Origin of the sequence: Microcystis sp. M113S1, from assembly GCF_020246945.1 — a bacterium.
Lineage (GTDB): Bacteria > Cyanobacteriota > Cyanobacteriia > Cyanobacteriales > Microcystaceae > Microcystis.
The window spans coordinates 1-8,815 of sequence record NZ_JADBSA010000358.1 but is presented as its reverse complement, the minus strand read 5'-3'; the positions used below and the strand labels follow the sequence as shown (position 1 = coordinate 8,815).

Annotated in this window: 5 protein-coding genes, 1 tRNA gene and 1 pseudogene; 4 read left to right on the top strand and 3 right to left on the bottom strand. The window is 46.1% G+C overall.

The window, feature by feature from the left end:
- Positions 1–371: 371 nt before the first annotated feature.
- Positions 372–1,388, top strand: a complete 1,017-nt coding sequence (locus IM319_RS18240) for a type I glyceraldehyde-3-phosphate dehydrogenase (RefSeq protein WP_286824034.1) — start codon at positions 372–374, stop codon at positions 1,386–1,388.
- Positions 1,389–1,483: 95 nt separating this feature from the next.
- Here the strand turns inward: IM319_RS18240 and IM319_RS18235 are convergent, their stop codons facing one another.
- Positions 1,484–2,260, bottom strand: a complete 777-nt coding sequence (locus tag IM319_RS18235) for an ABC transporter permease (protein ID WP_287079350.1) — start codon at positions 2,258–2,260, stop codon at positions 1,484–1,486.
- Between the two features lie 126 nt (positions 2,261–2,386).
- Here IM319_RS18235 and IM319_RS18230 point away from each other — a divergent pair, with 126 nt between their 5' ends.
- Positions 2,387–3,499: a DegT/DnrJ/EryC1/StrS family aminotransferase gene (locus IM319_RS18230; protein WP_287736504.1), complete on the top strand. Its 1,113-nt coding sequence runs from the start codon at positions 2,387–2,389 to the stop codon at positions 3,497–3,499.
- Positions 3,500–3,744: 245 nt separating this feature from the next.
- On the opposite strand, the gene hflX is transcribed toward IM319_RS18230, so the two are convergent.
- Positions 3,745–5,448 (bottom strand): GTPase HflX, encoded by a 1,704-nt coding sequence (hflX, locus tag IM319_RS18225; RefSeq protein ID WP_287736503.1) that lies wholly within the window; start codon positions 5,446–5,448, stop codon positions 3,745–3,747.
- Between the two features lie 756 nt (positions 5,449–6,204).
- On the opposite strand from hflX, the gene IM319_RS18220 reads away from it, so the two are divergent.
- Together IM319_RS18220 and IM319_RS18215 are read left to right on the top strand one after the other, a co-directional pair.
- Positions 6,205–8,031 carry a peptidoglycan DD-metalloendopeptidase family protein gene (locus tag IM319_RS18220; RefSeq protein WP_287736502.1) on the top strand — a complete coding sequence of 609 codons (1,827 nt, stop codon included), beginning with the start codon at positions 6,205–6,207 and terminating at the stop codon, positions 8,029–8,031.
- A 91-nt stretch (positions 8,032–8,122) separates the two neighbouring features.
- Positions 8,123–8,196, top strand: a tRNA-Met gene (locus IM319_RS18215).
- A gap of 430 nt (positions 8,197–8,626) precedes the next feature.
- On the opposite strand, the pseudogene IM319_RS18210 reads toward IM319_RS18215, so the two are convergent.
- Positions 8,627–8,815 (bottom strand): annotated as a pseudogene (locus tag IM319_RS18210) (IS5/IS1182 family transposase); the annotation flags it as partial.

Sequence of the window (8,815 nt, the reverse complement as noted above, 5' to 3'; positions counted from 1 at the left end):
TTGTTGGGTAAGACTTTTAGACTTTTTGTCAATCAAAAAGTACCAGGCATGGGAGTGATCAGGGGGAAAATTCAGGTACTTTTTCCCTGAAAATTAGGTAGTTGACCACCTGAAAATCGGTAAAACCCATCCCCCATCCCTCATCCCCCAACCCCCAACCCCCACCGAAAAACTTTTTCAGCAGACCCTATTTAGGCTAATTTTGGCTTTAAATCGCTTTAATAAATTAAATTTGCTCATTTAAACCCGATAAGATTGGTGAGCTAATAAATTATTTTCGATCGGGATCGCAAAGTTCAACCTTTAGGGTATGATTGGGAACATTAATTATTTTTTTATGTATTGCACTAAAACGTAGAGGGCAAGCAGCAGTGATTAGAGTAGCGATCAATGGTTTCGGACGGATTGGACGTAATTTCCTAAGATGTTGGTTAGGACGGACTGATAGTGGCTTGGAGGTAGTGGGGATCAATGATACATCCGATCCCCGAAGTAACGCTCACCTGCTCAAATATGACTCGATGTTAGGCAAACTTAACGCTGATATCGATGCCGATGATAATTCTTTAATTGTTAACGGTAAAACCATTAAATGTTATTCCGATCGCAATCCCCTCAATCTGCCCTGGGCAGAATGGGGTGTAGATCTAGTGATCGAAGCTACCGGTGTTTTCGTCGATGAAGAGGGCGCTTCTAAGCATATTGTCGCAGGAGCTAAAAAAGTCCTCATTACCGCACCGGGTAAAGGTTCGGGTGTGGGAACCTATGTCGTCGGTGTCAACGCTCACGAATACGAACACGATAAATACAATGTCATCAGCAATGCCAGTTGTACCACCAACTGTCTTGCTCCTGTCGTCAAAGTGATTCACGAAAACTTCGGCATCATCAAAGGGACGATGACCACCACCCACAGTTACACTGGTGATCAACGCATTCTCGATGCTAGTCACCGGGATCTCCGTCGCGCTCGCGCCGCTGCCGTTAACATCGTTCCCACCTCCACCGGTGCTGCCAAAGCTGTAGCCTTAGTTATCCCCGAAATGAAAGGGAAACTTAACGGTATCGCCCTGCGTGTACCCACTCCTAACGTTTCTGTAGTGGATTTAGTCGCGCAAGTGGAAAAAAGCACGATCGCGGAACAGGTAAACGAAGTTCTCAAAGAAGCTGCGGAAAATTCTTTGAAAGGAATTCTCGAATATAATGATTTACCCCTCGTTTCCTCTGATTATCGCGGTGTTGATGCCTCCTCGATCATCGATGCTAGTCTAACGATGGTGATGGGTGGCGATATGGTGAAAGTTATCGCTTGGTACGATAACGAATGGGGTTACTCCCAACGGGTGGTTGATCTCGCTGAAGTCGTCGCCAGCAAGTGGAAAGGCTAAATCAGTGATCAGTAAACAGTAATCAGTGAACAGTGGGCGTTAATTAGGAGTCAGGAGTGGTTAGTGGCTAGTGATAACTGATAACTGACTAACTGTTAACTGATAAGTGATAAATTCTCACTAAAAAAGCGCCGATAGATTCCCTCTGTCACCAATTGAGCGGTGATTAGGTTAGCTAGGGCAATCATAAACAGGATCAGTATCTGGTAGGAAGCGGCGTTTAAAGGTTCGCTTCCTGCCAATACCTGTCCGGTGAACATTCCGGGTAAACTGACTAAACCCACCACCATCATCTGATTGAGGGTGGGGATTAAACTAGCTCGAATCGCTTCTTTTTGATAACCTGCGATCGCTTGTTGAGGGGTTGCCCCCAAACAAAGATGGGTTTCGATTTCTAAACGGTGACTTTTAATCGCACTGCTTAATCTTTCCCCGGCTAAAGAGGCACTATTCATGGCATTGCCTAACACCATCCCCGTCAAGGGAATTAAGTATTGGGGTGAGTACCATTGTTCTGGTTGAATAATTAAAGCGATCGCATAACCTAAAGTTAGACAGCTACTAATCAATAAAGAGCCGAAAACTAGCGGTAATAAGCCTTTATCCCGGCTATCAATGCGATTTTTAGCAACAATAGTCGCAATAGTCATCATCACTGCCAAAATCCCCAGCACAGCTAGAGGATTATCCAGGGAAAAAATAACGGCGATAACGTAGCCTACCACTAATAATTGCAGGATCGATCGACCGGTCGCCAATAATAATTGTCCCTCTAGGGCTAAATTTGACCAACGGGAGAGGAGTAAACAAATACCCATCATCCCCAAAGCCCAACCCAAATCCACCAAATTTAGTTCTACTAATCCATCCATAAAAATAAAAGAAACAAATTACAAGGATACTTCATCTATAAATAGCAAGTTTATAATTATTTTTGACTAATTAATCCTTCTTTTCGCCGACAAATCCCGATTAGTCTCTAATTTGAGTGAAAGCGCGTGAGTAAAATTCCCCCCGTCGATTTATCCCGTCAATACCAAGTCATCAGCGAAGAAGCTAACCATGCCGTTTTAGAAATCCTCCGTTCTGGGCGCTATATTGGTGGCGAAGCTGTGAGCGAATTAGAACGACAATTCGCCCTCTATCATGGTGTTAGCGATTGTGTTGCCTGTAATTCAGGGACCGATGCCCTTTATCTGGCACTGCGCTCCCTCGGTATTCAAGCGGGGGATGAAGTAATTACTTCTACTTTTTCGTTTATTGCCACCGCCGAAGCGATTAATTTAGTCGGTGCAGTACCGGTTTTTGTCGATATCGATATTAATACTTTTAACCTCGATGTGGCACTGTTGGAAAAAGCGATTACTCCCCAGACTAAAGCGATTATCCCCGTACACCTTTTTGGGCAATCTGTCAATATGTCTGAGGTGGTAAATTTCGCTCGTTCTCATAATTTATTGGTGATTGAGGATTGCGCGCAAGCAACGGGAGCAGAATGGCATGGGCAGAAAGTGGGGAGTATCGGCGATATCGGCTGTTTTAGCTTCTTTCCCACCAAAAATTTAGGCGGTTGTGGCGATGGTGGCGCAATTACCACCAATAACCCCGAGTTAGCGGCACAAATTCGCATGATTAAAGAACACGGCAGCAAGGTGCGTTATCTCCATGAGGTAATCGGAGTGAATAGCCGCTTAGATGCCATTCAAGCGGTTATTTTGCAAATTAAGCTGAAATATCTCGATTTTTGGAATAATCAACGGATCGAGATTGCCCAACGTTATCGGGAATTACTGCAACCCTTGCCTAATATCACTTTACCTGCCGCTTTAGCCGGAGGTAAGCACGTTTGGAATCAGTACACAATCCTAACGGAAAATCGTGACCAAATTCGGGCGGCTTTGCAGGAAAAAGATGTCCTATCCATGGTTTATTATCCGATTCCTCTGCATTTACAGCCGGTTTATCAGTATTTAGGCTATAAAAAAGGCGATTTACCTGTGGCTGAATTGGCCAGTGAAAAAGTGTTATCTTTACCTATGTTCCCCGATTTAAGCTTCGAGGAACAACAACAGGTAGCCTATGCGCTGAAAGATTGTTTGCATAGTTCCTAAGTTATCAGTGGGAATTATGAATTATGAATTATGAATTATGAATTATGAAGTGGGGAGAAAAAAGCTGCCGACCGCCGACCGCCGACCGCCTCCTCTCCTGACTTGAAAATAGAAGCTGAAATAACGCAAATTCGTCAATCAGAATATTTTCATCTCTGGTGGTGAAAATTTTTTCATCAGGACTGACTCGGAGAATACTGACTCCTAACTCCTGTCTCCTGAATACTGACAGCTTACTGCTATACTTAAGCGATTAAATCGATTAACTTTTGTTTTAAAGTTTCCAATCCTAGCCGACGAATAGCCGAGATAAAAACAGCTTGGGGATATTTTTCCTTAGCTATTTCCAAATCCTCGCTTTTTACCTGATCCAACTTATTAAACACCATTAACATCGGACCGGTTTGAATCGGCATCTCCGAGAGGATTTTTAATACCGAGGCAATCTGACTTTCCCAAGCTGGATGGGACAGATCCACCAGATGGAGTAATGCTTCTGCTTCCGTTACTTCCTCTAAAGTTGCCCGAAAAGCATCCACCAGCGAGGGGGGTAATTCGTGGATAAAACCCACCGTATCGGTTAGTAAAAGGGTGTGAGAGACTTGGGTGAGGGGATCGGTAATAGTTAAGCGTCGGGTGGTGGGATCGAGGGTAGCAAACAGTTGATCGGCGGTATAAACTTCGGCAGCGGTGAGCGCATTAATTAAAGTAGATTTTCCCGCATTGGTGTAACCGACGATCGCCACACTGGCTACATCTTGTTTTTGCCGTTGTTTGCGTAAACGGGAACGATGAGCTTGCAGTTGATCTACCTCATCCTGGAGACGGGATAAACGACGTTGAATAGTTCGGCGTTCTGTTTCTAATTTTGTTTCCCCCGGTCCGCGAGTGCCAATTCCTCCCCCTAATCTCGACATGGCTAATCCGCGCCCGGTAAGACGGGGTAAAGTGTATTCTAATTGGGCTAATTCTACCTGTAGTTTACCCGCTTGGGATTGGGCCCGTTGGGCGAAAATATCCAGGATTACCTCGGTGCGATCAACGACTCTCACCCCGATTTGGTTCTCTAGATTGCGAATTTGGGCGGGAGAAAGGTCGCGATTGAATACAACTAAATTAGCCCCCGAAGTTTGCACCTGTAGGGCGATTTCTGCCACTTTTCCCGAACCGATCACTGTTTGAGGATGGGGATGATCCCGTTTTTGTCGGGTGACTTGCAAAACTTTACCCCCGGCGGTATCAACTAAACGTTCTAATTCGCTTAAACCGTCCTCGAACTGGCGATCGCTCATACCGTCGGTGATTAAACCAACCAATAGCACCCGATCTTCGGCTGTATCAACGGTTATAGCCGTAAATTCTCGCTGAAACTCCGCCTCTAGTCCTTCCACTAACTCTAAAAAGTCCTGTTTGCTTAAATCCTCTAGATTTAAGGGCGGGGAGACAGACCAGTATATATTACTATTGACATTTGTTTGACTTTGTGGTATGAGATGAGCCAGATAGACTTGCTCCACATAACCAGTTGCCCCACCACCGCGACGGATCATACCTGTACCGGTTAGAGTTAAGATCACCAGTGCGTCTAATCTTTGCAAAGCCATGGCGGTTAAACTGGATTCTTTTGGCGGTTCCTGCTTGAGTTCCGTGGCGATACAACGAATTCCGCAAAGACGTTCAGAACCGTAGCGGGGTAGTTCCAAGAGAGAAAATTGGGTTTGTCGGGGGGTTCCCACTCCCACACGAATTACCTGGCCGCGACGGTTGATATAGGTGCAGAGGGGTTGATGAATATCGGTACTGATGGCCGCCAGTCTTTGGGCGAATTCTGGGGTGGTGAGAGTATCGATGGGCAAGCGTTCATAGTACAGCCTTTGTAGCTGTTTCATCTGACTGGCTTTCAGTCCCTGGGTATTGCCGAAGATGGTATCGATAGGCTTTCCTCGCAATTAGAATTTTATCTATTATTGTAGCGATTATGAGACTCGCCGCTCCTTGAGGGCGTTTCTTTCTCCTCAAAATGAGGTGTGATAGTTAGGGCTTGCTGAATAAATCTAAAAACCTTGTTGGGTAAGACTTTTAGACTTTTTGTCAATCAAAAAGTACCAGTTCTGGGAGTGATCGGGGGAAAATTCCGGGACTTTTTCTTTGAAAATTAGGTAATTGACCCCCTCAGAATCGGTAAAAACCTACACCCCACACCCCACACCCGGTCCCCACGAAAAACTTTTTCAGCAGACCCTAGTTAGTAAAAGTATAGTCAAATATAGACAGACTGAATTCCATTTCAGAAATTCCCTTCACTCTATTAAAAACGGATGGGAAATGATTAATAATTTCTTTGTAAACGGCAAAACAGATAAAAAATTTCTATGAAAAACTGGCAAAAATTGGCAGGACCAAAAATGCTGATCAGCTTGGAACAACTGAGATAGAGCATCGTCAATCTGGACATTCAAAATGTCACCAACTTGCCGTGATCCCGATGCTAATAGTCAGAGGGAGACTTGCACAATTTCAAAATCTAAGTTAATCTCTCCTAAAAGTCACCTTTAGGTATTTTGACTAAAAAGAAAGTTGCCTAACTTCTACTCTAGCCTCAAGGCTAATGCTGAAAGCTAGAATCATCGGCTGAATCGACTGGCTCTAGCTAACTCTTTACACCACAGGAGGTCTGTTTGAAAGAGACTTTTATCCACAACCCCATGACATCCGCTACCCCAGAACAGAATTGCACTGCTGAGTCTAACCGAGTCCGTTGCTCGGCTGCCCTGCTGGGATTAGCACTCTCTCTGGGAGTACCTAGCATTCTCAACTCCACCTCAGAATCAGCCCAGGCCGCCAATTCTGTACCCTTAGAATGGGAAGTAATTGACCTGTCCCAAAAAGCAAAAGGTGCGGGTAAAGAACTAAAAGAACCGCAAATAATCCAATCCCAAGCACTTGCTACCGTCAAATTCATCGCCACATCAGTGGTTGAGCATCAGGTAAAACCGGGAGAATCCCTGTGGAGTTTAGCCGACACCTATCAAACCACCCCTACAGCGATCGCTACCCGCAATAATCTCCCCCCCCAATCCGATCTGATTATCGGACAAACCTTAAAAATTCCCACTCCTGAGCAGTTGCCCCCGGCAGCCCCGGCAGCAACTCCTGAGCAGTTGGATAGTTCCTCTGCTAGTCTGCGTCAAACCCGTCAACGTCTCCAAGAAAGTTTGGCCGCCCTACGGACCGAGGAAATCCCCCATCAGTCCGATTCCGGGGAAACAGTAATCGTCACCGAAACTACCGCTCTCGTTCCCGATAATTCGCCAACCGCTGTCGAGATTCCCGTTATTGCTCCCGAAGAATCGCCCCGACCAACCAGCCAGGTGATCCCGATTCCCGTTCCCACCCCTGAAAGCGATCGCCCGATAGCCACAATTCCCGTTAATCCTCCCTGGACAAGCAGACCGGAAATTCCCAGCGTCGCCCTAGGAAATCCGGCTCCTGTCACTGAAATTCCCGCCGTTCCCAATCCTCGGGTCATAATTCCCCCAGAAAATCAAGTTTATCGGGTTCGGCCAGGGGATACCTTAAACACGATCGCTCGCGCTCTCGGCATCACCCCCGCCGAATTAGCCAGGGAAAACGGCATTGACAATCCCAACCGGATTAAAGTTAATCAAACCCTAGTGATTCGCGACCGCTCTGCCAACGCTAGAGTTAATCAAAATCTTACCCCCTTGGTCGGCGATCGCCCTAGATTGTCCTTTAACCCCAGCAATCGGCAAAATTTGCCCGCCGCAACTGCCACCACGGAGACGGAAGAATTCCCCGAAAATATCACCGGCAGCTATCGGGAAAGATTGCGCCAAGAGGTGGCTAATCTGCGGGAAACTAACCTTTCGGAAACCCAGAAAAGTATCGCTATTCCCGTCGATAATCCCTCAGAAACCGTCGATGATCGGCAAATAACCCCTAATCCTCAATGGGCTGCCCTTCGTTCTCGTTCTAACCAAAGCACCCCCCCACAGATTATCGGTTCGGCTCCTACCAATGTGGAAGAATATAATGACCGCCTACGAATTCCCGTCGGCGAAACCGTAGAACCTTCCCTTCCTCCCCTCGCTAATCCCGATGAGTATTTACCTAATCCCACCCCCATTTTTACCGGCTTTATCTGGCCCACTAGGGGTGTGTTAACTTCCGGTTTCGGTTGGCGCTGGGGCAGACCTCATCGCGGCATCGATATCGCCGGTCCAGTGGGTACACCGGTTGTGGCGGCGGCTGCCGGTGAAGTAATCTCCTCCGGTTGGAATTCTGGCGGTTATGGCAATCTGGTGAAACTGCGTCACCCCGATGGTAGCACCACTCTCTATGCCCATAACAGCCGTCTGCTGGTGCGTCGCGGCCAAACTGTTCAGCAAGGCGAGCCAATCGCCCAGATGGGTAGCACCGGTTTTAGCACCGGCCCCCACCTACATTTCGAGGTTCACCCCTCCGGCCAGGGAGCAGTCAATCCCATGGCTTTCCTGCCAGGCAGACGTTAAAGATGCCCAGAAAGGGAAGATTTTTTCTTCCCTTTTTTGCTCTTGTGCAATTGGGTGATTGTGTGTTATTATTGATAACTGTGTAAACAACGGCTTAGTAGCTCAGTTGGTCAGAGCAGGGGACTCATAAGCCCAAGGTCGGCAGTTCAAATCTGCCCTGAGCCATCGGACAAGATCCAAGAAAACCAGCAAGATTATAATCAGGTGATATCTCGTTCCCTTTTACTTGGGAACGCTCCCTTCAGGTTCTACCTGATAACTTTTTACTGATAACAGCAGCAAGGGAATTCCAAAGTTTATTAGCTCAATTGTACTATAACTTTTGCCGATACAGTCACTACGATAATATTATTGTAGGAGTGCCTAGTGGTCAGTGAGTTTATCGAACTGCGTGCGCCCAAAATGTCCTATAGATATTTCGACCAAATTGAGATGCAGCCACGGAAACGCTCTAGACCTGAAGAGGTAGAAATTTATGAAAGCTGAAGATTTTGACCGCAAATTTGATGATGGAGAAAATATCATCGAATACTTGGATTTAACTAGGGTCTGCTGAAAAAGTTATTGAAAAGCACAGGTCTCTTAATCAATGATTTCACTTAGCTACAAGCATAAGCTTTAGTTGTTGATTAGCTTCTAAGCTATAACTTATTGTCATCATTGACCCAGAAAAAGTGCGGTTTTTCCATTTCAGACATAAAAAAGCCCAAAAAACCTGCCGAAGCAGGGTGGAAAGATTGATAACTAAAAAAGTAATAGCAATGGCTGTTTCCGATGTTGAGGG

What these genes read in the sequence shown, in the direction of transcription:
- IM319_RS18235 (WP_287079350.1), bottom strand. Translation starts at nt 2,260, where the DNA reads ATGGATGGATTAGTAGAACTAAATTTGGTGGATTTGGGTTGGGCTTTG.
- IM319_RS18220 (WP_287736502.1), top strand. Translation starts at nt 6,205, where the DNA reads ATGACATCCGCTACCCCAGAACAGAATTGCACTGCTGAGTCTAACCGA.